This is a genomic window from Paenibacillus albidus (genome assembly GCF_014644435.1).
GTDB classification, from domain to species: domain Bacteria; phylum Bacillota; class Bacilli; order Paenibacillales; family Paenibacillaceae; genus Paenibacillus_AQ; species Paenibacillus_AQ albidus.
Genome location: NZ_BMKR01000010.1, coordinates 48,085 through 65,862 on the forward strand (window position 1 = coordinate 48,085; position 17,778 = coordinate 65,862).

The 17,778-nt window shown below is 55.2% G+C and carries 17 protein-coding genes; 3 read left to right on the forward strand and 14 right to left on the reverse strand.

Annotation, left to right across the window (positions count from 1 at the left end; translation table 11 throughout):
* Positions 1-56: 56 nt before the first annotated feature.
* Positions 57-3,881 carry a LamG-like jellyroll fold domain-containing protein gene (locus tag IEY53_RS35890; protein WP_189025736.1) on the reverse strand — a complete coding sequence of 1,275 codons (3,825 nt, stop codon included), beginning with the start codon at positions 3,879-3,881 and terminating at the stop codon, positions 57-59.
* 11 nt (positions 3,882-3,892) lie between these two features.
* Positions 3,893-4,633 carry an S-layer homology domain-containing protein gene (locus tag IEY53_RS13690; RefSeq protein WP_189025737.1) on the reverse strand — a complete coding sequence of 247 codons (741 nt, stop codon included), beginning with the start codon at positions 4,631-4,633 and terminating at the stop codon, positions 3,893-3,895.
* Positions 4,634-5,063: 430 nt separating this feature from the next.
* Here IEY53_RS13690 and IEY53_RS13695 point away from each other — a divergent pair, with 430 nt between their 5' ends.
* On the forward strand, positions 5,064-5,282 hold the full coding sequence (locus IEY53_RS13695; RefSeq protein WP_189025739.1) for a PspC domain-containing protein: 219 nt from the start codon (positions 5,064-5,066) through the stop codon (positions 5,280-5,282).
* 48 nt (positions 5,283-5,330) lie between these two features.
* Complete coding sequence (locus IEY53_RS13700) at positions 5,331-6,008, forward strand: PspA/IM30 family protein (protein WP_189025741.1); 678 nt, start codon at positions 5,331-5,333, stop codon at positions 6,006-6,008.
* An 83-nt stretch (positions 6,009-6,091) separates the two neighbouring features.
* On the opposite strand, the gene IEY53_RS13705 is transcribed toward IEY53_RS13700, so the two are convergent.
* From IEY53_RS13705 to IEY53_RS13755, 11 genes are all read right to left on the reverse strand, one after another.
* Positions 6,092-7,429 (reverse strand): LLM class flavin-dependent oxidoreductase, encoded by a 1,338-nt coding sequence (locus IEY53_RS13705; RefSeq protein ID WP_189025743.1) that lies wholly within the window; start codon positions 7,427-7,429, stop codon positions 6,092-6,094.
* 62 nt (positions 7,430-7,491) lie between these two features.
* Positions 7,492-7,971, reverse strand: a complete 480-nt coding sequence (locus IEY53_RS13710) for a DinB family protein (RefSeq protein ID WP_189025744.1) — start codon at positions 7,969-7,971, stop codon at positions 7,492-7,494.
* Positions 7,968-9,149: an N-methyl-L-tryptophan oxidase gene (solA, locus tag IEY53_RS13715; RefSeq protein WP_189025746.1), complete on the reverse strand. Its 1,182-nt coding sequence runs from the start codon at positions 9,147-9,149 to the stop codon at positions 7,968-7,970. The genes IEY53_RS13710 and solA overlap by 4 nt, the downstream gene beginning before the upstream one ends.
* Positions 9,146-10,327 carry an amidohydrolase gene (locus IEY53_RS13720; RefSeq protein WP_189025748.1) on the reverse strand — a complete coding sequence of 394 codons (1,182 nt, stop codon included), beginning with the start codon at positions 10,325-10,327 and terminating at the stop codon, positions 9,146-9,148. The genes solA and IEY53_RS13720 overlap by 4 nt, the downstream gene beginning before the upstream one ends.
* Before the next feature lie 54 nt (positions 10,328-10,381).
* The gene (locus IEY53_RS13725) at positions 10,382-11,398 is read right to left on the reverse strand and encodes an LLM class flavin-dependent oxidoreductase (RefSeq protein ID WP_189025749.1); all 1,017 of its coding nucleotides are present in this window, start codon (positions 11,396-11,398) and stop codon (positions 10,382-10,384) included.
* Positions 11,399-11,413: 15 nt separating this feature from the next.
* Positions 11,414-12,166, reverse strand: coding sequence for an amino acid ABC transporter ATP-binding protein (locus tag IEY53_RS13730; protein WP_189025751.1), 753 nt, complete (start codon positions 12,164-12,166; stop codon positions 11,414-11,416).
* Positions 12,163-12,873, reverse strand: coding sequence for an amino acid ABC transporter permease (locus tag IEY53_RS13735; protein WP_189025753.1), 711 nt, complete (start codon positions 12,871-12,873; stop codon positions 12,163-12,165). Before IEY53_RS13735 ends, IEY53_RS13730 begins: the two co-directional genes overlap by 4 nt.
* Positions 12,870-13,655: an amino acid ABC transporter permease gene (locus IEY53_RS13740; protein ID WP_189025755.1), complete on the reverse strand. Its 786-nt coding sequence runs from the start codon at positions 13,653-13,655 to the stop codon at positions 12,870-12,872. The genes IEY53_RS13735 and IEY53_RS13740 overlap by 4 nt, the downstream gene beginning before the upstream one ends.
* Positions 13,656-13,690: 35 nt before the next feature.
* Positions 13,691-14,566 carry a transporter substrate-binding domain-containing protein gene (locus tag IEY53_RS13745; RefSeq protein ID WP_189025757.1) on the reverse strand — a complete coding sequence of 292 codons (876 nt, stop codon included), beginning with the start codon at positions 14,564-14,566 and terminating at the stop codon, positions 13,691-13,693.
* A 4-nt stretch (positions 14,567-14,570) separates the two neighbouring features.
* On the reverse strand, positions 14,571-15,086 hold the full coding sequence (locus IEY53_RS13750) for a GNAT family N-acetyltransferase (protein ID WP_189025759.1): 516 nt from the start codon (positions 15,084-15,086) through the stop codon (positions 14,571-14,573).
* A gap of 119 nt (positions 15,087-15,205) precedes the next feature.
* On the reverse strand, positions 15,206-16,099 hold the full coding sequence (locus tag IEY53_RS13755) for a LysR substrate-binding domain-containing protein (RefSeq protein ID WP_189025760.1): 894 nt from the start codon (positions 16,097-16,099) through the stop codon (positions 15,206-15,208).
* A 244-nt stretch (positions 16,100-16,343) separates the two neighbouring features.
* Between IEY53_RS13755 and IEY53_RS13760 the strand changes: the two genes are divergently transcribed.
* Positions 16,344-16,889 (forward strand): GNAT family N-acetyltransferase, encoded by a 546-nt coding sequence (locus IEY53_RS13760; protein ID WP_189025762.1) that lies wholly within the window; start codon positions 16,344-16,346, stop codon positions 16,887-16,889.
* Positions 16,890-17,032: 143 nt separating this feature from the next.
* Here IEY53_RS13760 and IEY53_RS35115 read toward each other — a convergent pair whose 3' ends face one another.
* A complete protein-coding gene (locus tag IEY53_RS35115) occupies positions 17,033-17,719 on the reverse strand; it encodes a vWA domain-containing protein (RefSeq protein ID WP_229696157.1) in 687 nt (228 codons plus the stop codon).
* Positions 17,720-17,778 lie beyond the last annotated feature (59 nt).

Below are 17,778 nucleotides of genomic sequence, written 5' to 3' on the forward strand. Positions count from 1 at the left end.
CTAGTAAAAAAAGGCTCCCCGCCTCAACAGCCGGGAAACCTCCATTTATATTGCTTCTATTGTTCGGCCAACAGGCCAATCTCCTCTGCGCTTAATGTTTTGTTATGGATCCATAGCTCATCTATCATTCCTTTATAGGGAGTATCCCAGTAATTCACCCCCAGTCCGAAAACGCTATGCTTATCTTTAAAAATATCCGGAAATCCGCTGCCGGAGTATTCCAGCTTCCCGTTCACATACACTTTTGCCGTACCATGATCGACTGTAAAAGCAATATGCGACCACTTCCCCGCTTCCAGCGTTAATTCTGTCGAAGCATCGAACCAGTTCGTGCCGGACCAGAGCATCGTATGCTCCGTGCCGCCCAGCGGCAGGAAGCTGATCCAGCGGTCCGTGGCCGCCGCTCCAAAAAAGGCCGGCGTATATTGGGTCAGCGCCTCCGGATTCAGCCACATCGAGACTGAATAGACCCCGCTGTCCAGCAAACCGTCCGGCAGACGGATACCGGTTGCTCCATCCAAAACCGCCGCCTGTCCGGCAATGCCTTCGCTATAGGTGACCCTTCCCACGGTAGCGCTATCCAGTCTGCTGCCGGTGACCGTTCCTTCGGGTTGTCTGCCGAGCTGATCTGCCAGACTTCCGTCAAAAGCATAATGCGCCACGAGTCCATCGCTCACCCGAACCGTGTAGCTTGCCGTCGCCCCGCCGCCATCCGCCGCGGTTGCTGTAATCACTGCGGTGCCCGGAGCTGCACCGGTCACTTCCCCGGTGGCCGCGTCCACAGCCGCAATCGACGGATCACTGGAATGCCAGACCAGAGCCTTGTTGCCTGCATTGCGGGGCAGGATATCAAGTACCGGGGTATACATTGTTCCGGCTGCTATCTGTTGTACTGCCCTCTCGACCGCAATGCTGCTGACAGGGACATCCGGGTCCGGCTCTCCATTCACCAGCCAGCCGATCCGCTCAGGCGAAAGCGCCCGCTCATAAATGCGCAATCCGTCCAGCTTGCCTGCATACGGCGTATCCCAATAATTAACACCCAGACTAAAGACACTTTCCGGCCCCTGAAAGACATCGGTAAAGCCGGAGCCCTCGTATTTCTGTATGCCATTCACATAGACCTTCACCGTGCCCTGATCATAGGTGAATGCAACATGGCTCCACTTGCCTGGCTGGATCTGCTGGCCTGTATTTGCGCTATACCAGGCATTGCTGCCGAACCACAGCATTGATTCCGCCAGTGATGAGGTTCCGGCAGGCAGGAGGCTGATCCAGTTGTTCTGGGATTGTGCCCCGAAGAAAGCACTTGTATGGGCCGATAATTGCTCCGGATTCAGCCACATCGACACCGTATACGTATTTCCCGTAATAAGTCTGTCCGGCAGGCGCACGCCCGTCTCTCCATTGAAGCTGGCGGCTTGCCCCTCCGTTCCTTCGCCGTAAGTCATCGTGCCGCCGGGAGTGCCGAGCAGCTTCCCGGTCAGAGTGCCGGGGGCTGTACGGCCTGCTGATTCCTGCAAATCCCCTTCAAAATCATAAGCGGCCACAAGCCCATCCTCCAGCACATTGGCAGCTTGCTCGATTACAGTAACCCCGAAGACTTTGGATGCGGACGCGCCTGCAAGCGTAACCGTTGCCGTCAGTTCGGCTGTGCCGTCCCCGCTGCCCGCTTCAGGGCGGTTCACCTTCCCGGCGGAAGTAACTACCGCCTCGTTGGATGAGGCCCAGGAGATGACAGCTCCCTGTGCGGCGGTTCCCGGCAGGACCAGATTATCATATACCCGGCTGGTATCGCCCAGACTCAGCAGTTCGGCAGCATTCGTCACCAGCTGCTGGTCGCTGAGTGACTCGATTCGGCTGCCCCAGATGGCCGTACCCCCTTCAGACAATGCACTGAAGGTCATTACCCGGGCTTGTGCCGTGGCATCCCACTGGCGGAGGAATACGCCTTTATACGTATTTTGCACGCTTAAGCCATCTACGATCTCCTGGATATGCAGCTCCGCATTATAATCACCCTTCAGCTCCCAGGTGCCGCTTGCCCCACCGGTAAGTGTACCATCCTCCAGCAGCGTAACCTCTACCGTAGGTTTGATCTCGGAAGTGATGTCCTTCCCATGATTAATGAATTGGTAAGAACCTGCGATGTCGCCCGCTGTTACCGCGGCAATCGTCTCTCCCGCATAACGGTGCGGAGCCACTACCGGCCAGCCGTCCTCGTTCATGAACATTTGGTGGACTCTGACTTCATGCGCTTCGCCGCGAAGCGGGAACCGGCTGTGGAAGATATTGAACAGCTTGCCGTTCTCCGGCTCATAATACACGGAATTATGGCCTGCCGATACATATCCATAGACCGGAAAGTTTTTCTCGGCATTCAGATTGCTGAACCGGAAGTTTCCGAACAGCTTCACCCCGTAAGGCTCAATCGCAGCATCATCGAAAAAGGATCCGGCCGGGCCATGGGCGTTAATCATATCCTGTCCCTGCGCATCCACATATGGACCATCCGGGTTCAATGAGCGGGCTACCCGCATATTGTAGCCGCCCACGGCATCCAGACCACCGAAGGTCACATACAGATAATAGTAGCCAGTGACCGGATTATAGTTCACCGCCGGTGCTTCAATCCGGCTGTGATTCTGGCCCAGCAAATGTTTGCCGTTGCCTTGACCCTCAAGCGGGAAGCCGGTTACCGGGTCCATTTCCAGAATAAAGATCCCCCCGGAGTACGAACCGTACACCATCCACAGCTTGCCGTCTTTATCAAAAAAAGCATCCGGGTCCACCACATTCGGCTTCACCGTCGCATCGTAACCCGCATCCCCCGACTTCAGAAAAATCCCTAAGTCTTTATAGGAGCCTTCCACGTTATCCGCAACAGCGAGCCCCATCGCCGACAAAGGCTGGCTGCCTTCGCAGGCGTTGTAGTACATGTAGAATTTCCCGTCCGCCAACTGAATGACATCCGCAGCCCACAGCGTATCGGTCTTCGCCCAGGCCAAGGCCTCGGACAATTCGAGGGTCACATCGCTGTTCCCGCTTTTGAACAGCTTGTTATTAGGCGTCACCCCGGAGTCGATCAGTGTCCAGTTCATGAGATCCCGGGTTTTGGCCGCCCCCAGATGAGAGCCGAATACATAATAGGTGTCCTCGTCTTTGAGGATGGAGGGGTCATGAACCGACACATTCGTGAATACCGGTGTTGTTTCTGCCGGAACAGCAGTCGGCACTGTTGTCGGTACTGCTGTTGGTGATGGTGTAGGCGCTGCTGTCGGCATTGGCGTTGGCGCCGGAGTTGCCGTTGCCCCGCCGGCGGGCGGTGCCGTAGCCGATTCGCCACCTCCCCCGGGTGCTGTAAAGGAGGCCGCAGTTGCGGTTGCCGTGGCCGTTGGCGCTGCTGTTTCCCGGTCAATCCGCGAAGCATACTTCGGATCGTAAGACACCTGGCCCGCACCGGTAATCAATATCCGCCCGTTGCCCTGCACAATCAGCGCCTGGATCACGGCCTGTTGATCCACATGAAGGGCAGCCTTGTGGTGCAGCGTCATACGGGCAACGCTGCCTGCTACCAGATGGATGCCGGGTTCATTTGCCGCCCGGACCTCGACATCATCAAAAGTCCCGCTCAGCGTAACCTTTGCACCTGCGGGTATCGACTCTTCCAGAACAACCTGGCCAAAGCCGCCTCCGGTGAGCGCAGCATCTTCCGCAAGCTCAGCGCCGGAGTACAATTCCGTCCGTGGAATTCGGCTGCTTCCGGTTGCCAGCACACGCACCTTGCCGTTTTTTTTATTCACAACAAGACTGGCGGCTTCCGAATCATCCAGTACAATACTATTCTCGCCCCCACCCCAAGTTATGATCTTCCCTTGCACAATGACATTGCTCAGCCAATCCCTTCCGTCAAATACAGATTGCCTGCAATCCGTGTATTCTCAAGCACCACATTCTCCCGGTTAATAATGACATTTCCGGTTGCAGCCTTCGAATAGGTTCCCGCCTGCTGCAGAATCTCCCCGGATAGACGGCTCAGCAGCCGCAGCGCCTCTGCTCTTGTAATTTGCTTGGCGGGTTTAAAGGTGCCGTCATCGTAACCGCTTACAAAATTGTTGGTTGTTAATGCACTCACTGCCTCCCGGCTCCAGTCCGGCAATCCCGCCACATCCTTCAGCTTGTTGCTGCTCTCCGCAGAAGGGTCCAGCTGAAACAACCGGTTCACCATTACCGCCGCTTCCTGACGGGTAATCGGCTGTTCCGGACGGAGGGTTCCGTCGCTATAGCCTTGGATGTAACCTGCCGCCACCGCTTTTTGCACATCTGGATAATACTTGCCGTTCGCCGGAACATCCGTAAATTGCGTTCCGCTTAAGGTTTCAAAGTTGAAGACACGGTTGATCAAAGCCATCCATTCCCCGCGGCTGATGGATTGATCCGGTCTATAGATTCCTCCGCCATAGCCCTGAATCAATCCCTTGTCTGCCCAGGCCTGAAAATCCTGCTCCGCCCAGTGGCCCCTGTAATCAGCCGGCCCGGAACTGCCCGCTCCCGCTGCAGCTGATACCATCTGCGCCGGTACCAACAGCCCCACACTTAGCACAGCAGCCAGATACTTGTTCCATTTCTTCATTTGTTATCTTTGCCTCCCATTCCTCCAATGAAATAACAGCGCTTACACAAGGAAATTAAAAAATAGTAGACCGCAAACTTTATTTCATAAAAACATAAAACAATTAAGTGAAGTTCGGATCTAATTATCGTCTATATTGTAACGAGCTCCTCTGGAAACGTCAATATTAAATTTGAATTAATATGTATTGTTTTATATTTATATAAAATTAAATATCCTGACATCACAGCCTGCTGTGAAGGCATCGGATCAGTCCATCAGCCCAGCCGGCCTGCAGCTTATCCCAAGGCGTCCCCGCCTTATTGCCGACCCTCTCCCCGCCTAAGGTCTGGTTTATAAAACCGTCCCCAGCCCGTTTTGGCGGCCGTGAAAAGAACGTAGAATGAATTCATAACCAAACGGACATTACCAGAGAGGAAGAGATCAACTTATGAAAAAATTATTTCGTTCACGCAGTGACAAAAGAATCAGCGGATTATGCGGAGGTTTGGCCCAGTACCTGGGTATTGACGCTACGATCTTGCGTCTGGCTGCCCTGATTGCGACATTGTTCAGCTTCGGTACCATCATTCTTATTTATGTCATCGGAAGCATTATTGTCCCACTGGATAACTACAGCAGTTTTTCCGAGGACCCTCATTTTTACTAAGTCATAAATACCAACCCAAAACCAAACCCATAAAGAGGAGAGAATATCATGAGTATACTGCAAAGAATTGCTACGCTGACCAAAGCGGCCCTAAACGAAGGCTTAAACAAACTGGAGAACCCGGTGCTGCTCACCGGACAATATCTGCGCGACCTGGAGGATGAGATTGCTACAGCCGAACGCAACGAACATGATTTAAAGGTGGCCGGCAAAGTGCTGGAGCGCCGCAAGCAAGAGTACACCCTGCTGGCCGCACGCAGCGAAGAGGAAGCCGTAACAGCCATAGCACAAGGAAATGAGGAAGCTGCCCGCCTGGCCGTTTTGGCCAAGCTGCGGTATACCGAAAGTGCCCAGGAATGTGTAACCGGCCTGGAAGAGACCCGAATTTCCCTCGCGGCACTGGAAGCGAACATCCTCGCTGCCAAGGAAGAACGCACACGGCTCAAAGCCAAAAGAGCGGAGCTGGCTGCCCGTGCCCGCCAAGCTACGGAAGCCATCCATTCCGCTCCGCGCAGCTGCCACCGGGACTCCGGCCTGAATACCGGCAGCGCTTCGCGCGGTTTTGAGCGGATGGAGGACAAGATTACCGAGTGGGAAGTGCTGGCGGAACAATCGGGCCGCACAGCCGGGCCGGGAAGTTATTCCTCCATCGACCCTACTTTAAGCAAAGCGGTAGATTCCGAGCTGGAACGCCTGCGGACCCGCAAGGTTGACGGGAACAAATAAGCAAAGTAGCAAAGAAGCCAAAAAACCACGAAGCTCAACTTGAGCCTCGTGGTTTTTTGGTCCTTGCTGCCTAATGTCCGGCCTTACGCGCTGCCTGCGGTTTCGGACGTTCTGGTATACCGGTTCTCCGGGATAGGCAGCCCCAAGTTGCCCCGCAGCGTCTCACTTTCATATTCGGTACGGAAAAGTCCGCGCTCCTGGAGAATCGGCACAACACGGTCCACGAAATCTTCCAGACCGTTCGGCACAGCTGCCGAAATCATGAATCCGTCGGCTGCTTCAGCTTCGAACCATGCCTGGATCTGATCTGCCACCTGTGCCGCTGTGCCAATGAAGCCGCTGCGCGGTGTGGCCGACTGCAGCGCGACTTCCCTGAGGGTTAAGCCTTTTTCCTTGGCATTTTTCTTGATTTTGTCTGTCCCGCTCTGAAAGCTGTTTCTGCCGAGATCACCGAGTTCCGGGAACGGCTCATCCAGCGGATATTGCGAGAAGTCATGATGCTCAAAGAATCGGCCAAGATAATTCAGCGCATTCTCTATGGTGACCAGAGCCGCCACCTCCTGATATTTGCGCTCCGCTTCCTCTTCCGTATCTCCGATAATCGGCCCGATACCCGGGAAGATCAGCACCTCATCCGGATTGCGTCCGAACGAGGAGATGCGGCTCTTCACATCCCGGTAGAACGCCTGCGCCTCTTCCAGCGTGTCATGTCCGGTGAAAATAGCATCCGCTTCCTTAGAAGCGTAATTCTTGCCCACCTCCGAGGACCCCGCCTGGAACACCACCGGCTGCCCCTGCCTGGAACGGGCGATATTAAGCGGCCCTTTGACCGAGAAAAATTCGCCCTCATGATTCAAGGCATGCACTTTGTCCGGGTCAAAAAAGACGCCTGTCTCTTTATCGCGGACAAATGCATCATCCTCCCAGGAATCCCATAACCCCCGCGCTACCTCCAGATACTCCGTGGCGATGCGATACCGCTTGCCATGATCGGGATGTTCTTTTTTGCCATAGTTGAGGGCCGAGCCTTCCAGCGGAGAAGTAACGACATTCCAGCCCGCCCGTCCGCCGCTGATCACATCAAGCGATCCGAACTGGCGTGCCACGGTAAAAGGTTCACTATAGGAGGTGGACAAGGTGCCTACAAGGCCGATATTACGGCTCACCCCAGCCAGCGCACTAAGAATGGTCAGTGGTTCAAAGCGGTTCAGGAAATGGGGGATCGACTTCTCATTAATGTAGAGTCCATCGGCAATAAAGATCAGATCCAGCTTGCCCTCTTCCGCTTTGCGGATCCACTGCTTGTAGAGCTCAAAATTTACGCTGGCATCCGGCTGGGCATCCGGGTGGCGCCACATGGACGTACTGCCCCCTACCCCGTGCAGCAAGGCTCCCAGCTTCAATTGTCTTGGCTTTGCCATGTTCATACCTCCTGGATTATCGTGGATTTGACTTGCTCCCTCTCGGTTCACTATACCGCCGTCTATGCCGGCAGCACTGCTTTTGCTCCCGTCTGAATCCGTTCAATCTGAGCCAGATGGGTCTGCACATGGGCGGCGAAGCTGCGGATGATGTCCGTAATATGGATGGTCTCACCTTTGGCATTCACACCGCTTTTTGCCCACTCTTCTTCACCCAGCCTCTCGAACAGCCGTGCGTTATATTGCAGCAAGCTGTAAAAAAGCGCCAGGCTTTCGGCCACCTCCCCTTCGTTCGCATGTTGTCCGCTAACCCAGGCATCCTGATTAAAAGCCGGGAGCTGCACCGTGGTACCCGCAAGAATATCGCGGATACGGAACGAGACAACGATACTGTGATCGGCCAGATGTGCTACCACCTCTGTAATACTCCAGCTGCCCGGCTTGGCTTTCCATTTCAATGCTTCGGCAGACAATCCATCCAGTGCCTCAACCAGCTGCCGGTGTGTGTTCAAATAATCCTCAATCAGGTGAAGTTTGCTCATTCGATCCCCTCCAAAGTTAAACCGGCATCCGGCTGGGCCGGCCGGTCAAAGCGAGACAGAGAAAACGGCTTGATATTCAGGCCGGATCTCCCGTCTGTAACCAGATCGGCCAGAATCTCACCCACCACGCTGGAAAATTTAAAGCCATGGCCCGAGAATCCCCCGGCCACCAGCACATGGTCATGTTGCGGATGCCGGTCGATAATAAAATCTTCGTCCGGCGAGTGCTCGTACTTGCAGACGGCTCCCCTCAGAAGCTTCCCGGCAGCGCCGGGCATATATCTCTCCAGCACACGGCGCAGGTCGCCTTCGTCACTGGCTTCACTGCCGAAGGGCTCCAGCTTGTCGCCCGGTTTCCACGGCTGGCCGGTGTCATGCCGTCCGATCTTGAGTCCGGCGCCGCCGATACTCGGGAAGCCGTAATAGCCGCCTTCCTCCGTACCTAGCGTGAAGCCGGGGAAACTTCCCGCATCAAAGGCCCGGGAATCGCTCTCGAACCAGCCCACCACCTTGCGGACCGCCCGGACCGGCAGGTGGATATAAGGCTCGAGCGTCTCAAACCAGGCCCCGGCGCTAAGAATCGCCATAGCGCCATGAACCTCCCCGTGTTTGGTATGAACGGTCACCCCGCCCGGGCGGGCCGTCACTTTCCGCACGGGGGTATGAACCCGCAGCTCCGCGCCGTGAGCCAGCGCAAGCTGGCGGTACGCCGCTACACAGCGCTCGCTGAACAGATAACCCGCATCCGGCTCAAACATCGCCTCGAAGCGGTCCGTCAGGTTCAGCGCAGGCCAGCGTCTGCGGATTTCCGCGGCATCCAGCCGCTCCACCCGCACGCCCCGCCGCTCGGCTTCGGCCAGCCGGCCGGCGAAGGAGTACACGGCGCTGTCCGCAGCGTTCAGCACGCCGGAACGCACGAGCAGCTTCGTTCCGGTCTCCTGCTCCGCTTCCTGCCACAGCACATCGGCACGCTTCGCCATATCGATGTAGGCGGGACCGCCGCTGTAAGCATGGCGGATCAAGCGGGTGTCTCCATGGTGGCTCCCTTCTGTGTGAGGAGGATCAAAAGCATCGATCAGCAGCGTCTTCACCCCGCGCCGGGCCAGATGATACCCCGCGCTCATGCCCATCGATCCGGCTCCGACGATGATAACATCATATCCTGGCCGGATCGTCATTCGCCCGGCTCCTCCCCGGCAGACCAGCGTTCCAGATAACGGATCACCAGATCCGTGAAGAAATCCGCACTCACCGGCAGTGCCCGTTCATCCAGATCGAAGGCCGGATGATGCCACTCCCGGCTGCCGTCCACGCCCATGAAGACAAACAAGCCGGGGACCACCCGTTGATAGGCGGCGAAATCCTCGCCGGCCGGTGAAGGTACCGGCTTCACCGCAATGAATCCCAGCGCGGCGGCCGTCTCTTCCGCAAGCCCGGCCAACGCAGCATCGTTGATGACCGGCGGCGGGCCTTCGATCCAGCGGACTGACGCCTTGGCCCCCAGTGCGGCGGCTACTCCCGAGGCTACCTGCTCGAACCGCTTCAGCACCTCCGCACGGACCGCTTCATCAAAGGTGCGGACCGTACCGTCCAGCACGGCCGTCTCCGGGATGATGTTCCATGAGGTGCCGCTATGGAGCTTGGTCACGCTGATTACCGCACTGTGCAGGGCACTGACGTTGCGGCTGACAATGGTCTGCAGCGCAGTTACGATATGCGCGGCGGCCACAATCGGATCAATGCCCGCTTCCGGCACAGCCGCATGCGAACCGGAGCCGGTCACCTCGACCACAAAACCGTCCGCAGCCGCCATTAGCGGTCCAGCCGTAATGCCGATGGTGCCGACCGGCAGATCCGGCTTGTTATGCATGCCGAAGATGGCGCGGACATCCTTCAGTACTCCGCTGGCGATGAGCTGCCGCGCACCGCTGGCTTTCTCTTCCGCAGGCTGGAACAGCAAACGGACCGTTCCCTTCAAGCGGTTCTCCTCCCGCTTCAGCAGCAGCGCAGTGCCAACCAATGCCGCAGTATGGAAATCATGACCACAGGCATGCATGTTGCCGGGATAGATGGAGGCATACGGCAAGCCGGTCTCCTCCTGAATCGGCAAAGCATCAATATCTGCACGCAGAGCGACAACAGGTCCGCCATGATGCCCGCCGATTTCGGCCACTACGCCCGTCTCCAGACCATAATCAATCACCTTGATTCCGGCCTGCTCCAGCAGCGAAGTCAGATAAGCTGTTGTTTCATACTCTTCATTGGAGAGCTCCGGATGCCGGTGCAGATGGCGGCGTATCCCGGTTAGCTGCTCACTGAACGCCTGTGCTCCAGAAATCACGGCCTCACTAGACATGACACCCTCCCCTTTCATATATCAATCATCTTCTAAAGACAGACATCCGGGTGCTCACACCTTCGCAGGCACCTCAGCCAGCGCTTCGCTCAACAGTTCAAAGGAACGCAGCCGCTTGTCAAAAGGCTGGACATTTGTTGTGACTATGAACTCATCCACACCGGAGGCTTGCTGAAGCGCCAGCAGTTCCTCCCGGACTTTTTCCTTTGTCCCTTTCGTAATGACCGGTTCTTTCTCTTCGATCGTATATTCCCCTTTGCTCTGCCGGGCGAATTCCTCGGCCTGCTCCCGGGAAGCTACTGTCAGTGTCTTCCCCCCGGCGAGATGAATCCGGTACAGCTTCTGGGCTCCGGCCAATTCCCCGGCCTCTTCGCCTGTTTCCGCTGCCAGCACAGCAAGCGCGATAATGGCTTGCGGCCTACTACCGCCTGAGGAAGTGAAGCTGCTGCGGTATACCCGGATCGCTTCCAGCGCTTCTGCCTGATCCCCGTTGATGAACAGGGAGAAGACATAAGGAAGACCCAGACTGGCCGCGATTTCCGCACTGGCTACGCTGGCGCCAAGCACATACAGCTCAGGGGCCACTGCCGGGATGGGCCCGGCTTTTAGCCCGGCCAGAGGATGGTCCTGCTCCAGCCGGTTATGGATATATTTCTCCAGCTCTATAATTTTGTCCGTTAATGCAGCCGGCTCGGCATTCCCTTGCCGCAAAGCCTGTGTGCTGCGGGGCAGACCGCCGGGAGCACGCCCTACGCCAAGATCCACACGTCCCGGAGCGAGCGAAGCCAGGACATTGAAATTCTCCGCTACCTTGTAGGGACTGTAATGCTGGAGCATAATACCGCCGGAACCGATGCGGATGTGTTCCGTCCTGGCCAGCAGATGAGAGATCAGCACCTCCGGGGAACTGCCGGCCACCTGCTCGGAGTCATGATGCTCCGACACCCAAAACCGCCGGAACCCGAGCTGTTCGGACAGCTGTGCCAGCCGTATGGTATGCCTGAAGGCCTCCTCCGCTGTTTCCCCGGGATAAATCGGGCTTTGATCCAGTACACTGATCTTGATCGCCATAGCGTTCCACGCCTCCTATATCGAATAATTCAGTTCCGGCGTGATCCGCTTCAGGAACTGTTTAGTCCGTTCTTCCCGGGGATGATTGAAGACCTCCACCGGTGTTCCTTCCTCCACAATGAGGCCGCCATCCATAAAAACCACATGGTTCGCGACATCCCGGGCAAAACTCATCTCATGCGTCACCACAATCATGGTGATGCCTTCCTTGGCAATTTTGCGGATGACCGCCAGCACTTCCCCTACCAGCTCCGGGTCCAGCGCCGAGGTTGGCTCATCGAAAAGAATAACCTCCGGTTCCATCGCCAAGGCCCGGGCAATCCCGACCCGCTGCTGCTGGCCGCCGGACAACTGGCTGGGATAGGCGTCCAGCTTGCTCCCAAGGCCCACCTTTTCGAGCAAAGCGATACTCCGCTTCCGGGCATCCTCCTTAGGCAGTTTTTTCACCACCAGCAGACCTTCCATCACATTCTCAAGCGCCGTCTTGTGCCGGAACAGGTTGTATTGCTGAAAGACCATCGCCGTCTTTTGGCGCAGCTGATGGATTTCCTTCTTGCGGGCATGTTTGCAGTTAACGCTGAAATCGCCGATGGCAATTTCTCCGCTGCTGGGCTTCTCCAGATAATTCACACAGCGGAGCAGCGTGGTTTTGCCGGAACCGCTGGGGCCCAGAATAACCACCACTTCACCTTTGGTCACCGTTAGATCAATATGATTCAGCACCTGCTGGCGCCCGAAAGACTTCGATATCCCCCGCAGCTTAATCATGCCACTCCCCCCCGGTTGTACAGATTGATCCGCTTTTCGATCAGGGCCGCCGCCCGCTCAATGAGAACGGTGAGCCCCCAGAATATCAACGCCGCCGCCAGATAAGCCTCGAAGAACTTCCAGTTCGTGGACGCCACAATCTGTGCTTTGGCATTTATGTCCACTACCGATACGGTAAAAGCGAGCGTTGACCCGTGCAGCATCCCGATTACTGAGTTGGACAGGTTGGGCAAGCTTGCCGCCAGCGCCTGCGGACAAACGATCCGCCGCAGCGCTTGCGGCGTCGTCATGCCTACGGCATGCGCGGCTTCCAGCTGTCCTTTGTCCACGGCAAGCAGGCCGGAGCGGACCACCTCGGACATATAGGCACCTGCCGTGATCGAGAAGGAAATGTAAGCAAAGCCGATCATCGGAATCGAGGCCGCCCGGAAGCTCCAGCCATAATGGACCGCCAGGCCGTCAATGATCATCGGCAGCCCGAAATAGATCAGCAGCAGATGTGTCAGCATCGGGGTGCCGCGGATAAAGGTCACATACCCTGCGGCAACCGGATATAAGACCGGCACCTTATATATCCGGATCAAGGCCACGCAAGTCCCGATGAGAAAACCAACCAGGACAGAGACAATTGTAATGTATAAGGTAGTTGGGATTACGCTCAGCAGCTGCAGGAACGCTGTCCATATAAATGACGGGTCCAGCTTCATAGGCCGACACCTCCTTTACCCGACTCCATCTCGGCGATGATCCGCCGGTAGGATCTGTTTCTGTGGATGCCAAATGTTTTCTTGACCGGGCTGTTCCGGTCCTCATGCCGCAGCAGACGATGCTCCGCCATCCCCAGCAGCTTCTCAATCGAAAAGCTGATGACCAGATAGATCAGGGCGAGCGCAATGTAAGTTTCAATGAAATGCTGCGTAACCGCACCCAGCGTCTGCGCCTTACCCGTCATCTCCATTACACCCAGCGTGAACGCGAGTGATGTGTCCTTGAGCAGCGCAATCACCAGATTGGAGAAGACCGGTACGGCAATTGCCAGCGCCTGGGGCAGGACAATCCGTGTAAACGCCTGGTACCCTGTCATTCCCGCCGCATAGGCTGCCTCCACCTGTCCTTTATCCACGGCTGTTACAGAAGCACGGATCATCTCCGACATATACGCTCCCGTATGCAGGCCGTAGGTTAGAATCACAAACACCAATACCGGTGCCCGGGTTACGTCCACTTGAACCAGCTTCAGGATCTCGGGCAAGCCGTAATAGAACAGGAACAGCTGGATCAGAATGGGCGTGCCACGGAAGAATGAAATATAAATCTCCGAAAGCGTCCTGAGCACCGGCACCTTATACAGTCGGGGAAGGGCCACGATAAATCCGACAATGATCCCGGCCAGCAGCGAGCTGACGACAATCAGCAGCGTTGTGCTTAACGTGCTCAGCAGCTTGGGCAAGAAAGACCAGACATAACTGAAATCAAAGGGCTCACCCATTCATTCACTCCCCTCCCCATGTTCAACAAAGCTAATCATTTCACTTCATCCGCGGTAACATCCGCTCCAAGCCATTCCGTGCTCAGTTTGCCCAGTGTGCCGTCCGCCTTCAGTTCCTTTAGCGCTCCATCAATGGCATCGGCCAAGGTCTGGGAGTCCGCATCATCCTTGCGCAGCACATAAAGAATGTCGGCGGATGACAACTCGTCGCCTACCGCTTTCAGCTTGCTTTGCGGGTCGATGACAGGCAGAACGAAATCTGCTGCGAGCGTGGCGTCCACCCGTCCCGTGGTGATCTGGCTTACGGTATCGTTGGCCGCCCCATTTTGATACACAATGCTGATGGCATTGTCATGTTCCTTGTTATAGTTCTCCAGGATTTGAGCCTGTGCGCTGGTTGCGCCGGTTAAGGCCTTTTTGCCTTTCAGATCGTCCAGAGACTGAACTGTGTTATTGTCCTTAGCCACAATAATCCGGTTTCTCCAGTGTGCATAAGGCTCTTTATTAAAAAGATACTTTTGTTCTCTCTCCGGATTTTTCTCCATCACGTGCGCCACCAGATCAATCTTCCTGGTGTCCAGACTCAGCAGCAGATTGCTGAAATCCATCGTCTGCAGTTCAAACTCATATTGCGCCAGGCGGTTGTCGATCTCCTTGAGCAGTTCTACATCGAAGCCGGTAAGCTTGCCGTTCTCATCAATAAAGCACACCTGGGGAAAACCGGTTCCTGTGCCGACAATAATTGGGGTCACCTTGGCCGGCTCAGCCGCAGCTGCCGTATCTTTATTCCCAGGTGCAGCTTCAGCTGCATTTCCGTTACTGCCGGCGCTGCTGTTGTTCCCGCATCCCGCGAGAGCCAGGGCCAACACCGTCCCCAATACGATTCCGATGCTCTTTTTGACCTTTTTCATCTGTTTATCCCCTTTGAGTGTTGGTTTGTTTGTATTCAAGCGTCTTACGCATCAAATACATGATGCCGTCCCCGTTCTGCGTCTCGATCTCGTGAATCCGTGCATACCCGCGCCGTTCGTACATCGGGACCAGCCAGGGGTGTTTATGGGCAGTTGCCAGCGTAACGGCCGGTGCACCCAGCTGGCCATGAATGACATGCTCCTCCACCCAATCAAGCAATTTGCCGCCGTAACCTTGTCCGCTGCTATCCGGGTTGACCGCGAACCATTTGATAAAAGGCAGCTCCGTAAAGGCCTTGACCTCATCACCTTTGGACAAGGTTATGGTCGCTAGAATCGCACCGTCTTTCTCCAGTACATAACAGTCATTGGTCGCTATATTGTCCTGAATCAGGGCCAGGTCGGCATTGGCTGCCGGCCAGTGCAATCCCAGCTCACGGATGAGCGCGTAGGCACGATAGATAACATCCAGCAACACCTCCGCATCCCGCAGCTCTGCGAGCCGTACCCTCTCACTCATCCTCCAACCCCCCTTTTGAATTTAACTTCATAATTCCTATCAACATAGTCGTGATTATGGGTATGAAGTTAACTTTATCACTGCACTGCCGGCTATGCTAATAGAGTTATTCTATCTGTTTATACAATTTGTCGATTGCCCTGAATGGCCGCTCCCGTCTCCAGAAGCGTATCGATAAATCCGGCATTCTCGCCGTTCAGCGTAATCAGATTCGTCCGCAGCGAAATGCCGGCTGTCTCGGCAACTTCAACGGGAATCAGCTTGCCGGATTCCACTTCCTCTTGCGTACTCAAAGCCGGCAGGAAGCAGATGCCCGCTTTGCGGATCACCAGCTTCTTGGCGGTTTCCAAATTATCCACGTGATACACGATGTCCGGCGGCTGTTCCAGATTCTCGAACACCCGGTGCAGGCGCATCCAGTCGAGTGATCCGCATTCAAAAAACACCAGCGGCTCCTTCCGGATATCCCGGATCGAAGCCTGCCCCGTCTTCGCAAGCGGATGCCCTTCATAGACATACAGAGAAATGGGATCGTCCCAGAAGGGATACGATTGGAACACCGGATTTACTACCTTGCGGATAAAGGCCAGATCGATATCCTTTGATTTCAGCTTCTCAATCAGATCATCGGTGGGGGCTGTGGTCAGCTTAAATTGAACATGGGGGTATTTGTGTTTCAGATGAATCAGCAGATGGGGCAACACGTAGTTGGAGACGGAGACGGTACTGCCGATTCTCAGCTCATTCGGAATCGTTCCTTTGGATTGAAGCTGAAGTTTGCCCTTTTGATAGACCTGCAGAATTTGCTCGGCATAAGGCAGGAACTGCTTGCCTTTATCCGTCATTTGAATCTGCCTGCCAAGCCGGTCGAACAGCTTGCTGTCGAGCTCCCGTTCCAGCGACTGAATCCGCGCCGTAACCGTCGGCTGTGAAATATAGAGCACATCCGCAGCCTTATTGAAGCTTCCATAATGATTGATGTAGACAAAGGCCTCAATATTCTCAATGTTCATTCAGGTTCCCTCCACAACGAATTCATTTAAGTGTATTATTCCTATAGATTAACACCGAATTATAGCAGTACGTGACCGTTAAGATTGTATTTATCTTAGTCACGGGCCCTTTTTTTGTCAACAGACAAAACGTATAGAACTTTTCTATTTAATTATCAGAAAATTTTAATTCCGTTTAAATACATCGGTTTTATGTACTATAATCAATACAAAACATGAATTTGTGTACATGAGGAGGGCAAAAATGAACAACATCAAAGAGGTCACGGTGCGGGAAGCCACGGTGCGGGACCGCGAAGCCATTGCTGAAGTTATGCTGGAAGCTTACAGTGAATATGCCGCCCTTCTCCCCGGGGAGTTCTGGACGTCGTATCGTGATTCCATCCGGAGCTCCGTCTACAGCGCCGGACCTGCGGCCTGCATTATTGCCGCTATCGATCAGGATATCGTCGGCAGCGTCCAGTTGTACCTCTCGTCGGCGGCGGCTTACGGGAAACCTGAACTGGGCATTGAATCACCGATTATCCGCCTGCTGGCGGTATCTCCACGGGCCCGCGGGCAAGGGATTGCCACCCTGCTGATCCGCGAAGCCGCACGGAGAAGCCTTGCGCTGGGAGCCCACACGCTGAACCTGCACACCTCTGATATGATGGCTTCCGCCATCAGGCTGTACGACAAACTTGGCTTCCGGAGAGCTTATGAGACGGATATGGTGAACGGTGACAGGCTCGTCAAAGGCTACCGCCTGGACCTGTTCAGTCTCCCACTTGCACAAGATACCGTCTCCTGAGGCATTTTTGCCTCTCAATTGGGCTTTTTCCGCTACAACCGCTCATCCTGAGGCATTTTTGCCTCCCAATTGGGCTTTTTCCGCTACAGCCGCTCATCCTGAGGCATTTTTGCCTCACAATCGGGCTTTTTCTGCTACAACCGCTAGCTGCGGATGATCCGCTTGGCCTTCGCCGCCTGCAGCCACTGCGGAAATTCATTCAGCAGCCGGTCATACAGCTCTTCATCCGAGACCGCCTCGATGCGGTCCATATGAATAAAATTGGCATTATCGACCACACGCCCCTGCATGGTGTCCAGCTTCTTCAGCACCTCAAAATCGGAATCCCCAATGCCTACAAACTGCCAAAATATCGGCTGGACAGAGGCAGCTGTAATGATTTTCCGGACCGTCTTGACCATCCCGCCGTCGTTGATGAAAATGATAAATACAGGGGTAGACTCATCCTCTTCCACTGTATACTTGCGGATGACATCCTCCATCACCGGCGGCTCATTGTTGCGGCCAAACTTATGGATGTTCGGGTTGCTCAAGATGCTTGAAGACACATAATTCTGGAAATCCCGCTCGGTCACAGGCGGCAGCCGGCTGAATTCCGTGTCGTATACCCACACATCTAGCGAGCCATTATCGTCAAATTTGCTGGCTACCGCCAGAATCCGCTCCACCACTTCCTGTACAGTTCCATTGCTGTACAGGTTCCGCATGGAACCGGTAATATCAAGCACAATTCCAACCCTCGCGGTTACGCCCGTCAGCTGCTTTTTTTCCAGCGTGGACTGCAGAATTTTTTTACGTAAATCAATGGAGGATAATACGTTCGTAGCCACGGGTACCGGCGGTGCTGCAGGCCGCAACAGTTCTGCCGTTGCCGCTGCCTCCGGCTCCC